Below are 427 nucleotides of genomic sequence, written 5' to 3'. Positions count from 1 at the left end.
ACGGCACTATGAGTTGGCCTCTACATCGCCACCCGGCGACACATGAGAATCGATGGTGGAGGTGAACGGGATCGAACCGATGACATCCTGCTTGCAAAGCAGGCGCTCTCCCAGCTGAGCTACACCCCCATATTCCGCATTACGCGAAATACCTGGTGGGTCTGGTTGGATTCGAACCAACGACCCCCGCCTTATCAAGACGGTGCTCTAACCGACTGAGCTACAGACCCAAAACCTTCTCGGATCAGTAGTCAGGAAGCTGCAGACCCAGGGAAGATTCCCTCGACCCAAGCCTACAACTGATCCCAGCTATATCAAACAACCGATAAGAGTGGACGCTTAACACGAGCACTTTAGCTCTGAAAGGAGGTGATCCAGCCGCACCTTCCGATACGGCTACCTTGTTACGACTTCACCCCAGTCATGA

Annotated in this window: 2 tRNA genes and 1 rRNA gene; all 3 read right to left on the bottom strand. The window is 53.9% G+C overall.

Features of this window, described 5'->3' with window-relative positions:
* Positions 1 to 53 precede the first annotated feature (53 nt).
* Positions 54 to 129: transfer RNA gene (locus ABE485_RS31185), tRNA-Ala, on the bottom strand.
* Positions 130 to 153: 24 nt separating this feature from the next.
* Positions 154 to 230, bottom strand: a tRNA-Ile gene (locus ABE485_RS31180).
* 132 nt (positions 231 to 362) lie between these two features.
* A 16S ribosomal RNA gene (locus ABE485_RS31175) occupies positions 363 to 427 on the bottom strand; the annotation flags it as partial.

The sequence above is a fragment of the Achromobacter spanius genome (assembly GCF_039673305.1).
Taxonomy (GTDB): Bacteria; Pseudomonadota; Gammaproteobacteria; order Burkholderiales; family Burkholderiaceae_B; genus Achromobacter; species Achromobacter spanius_F.
This window is presented reverse-complemented; position numbering and strand designations above follow the sequence as displayed.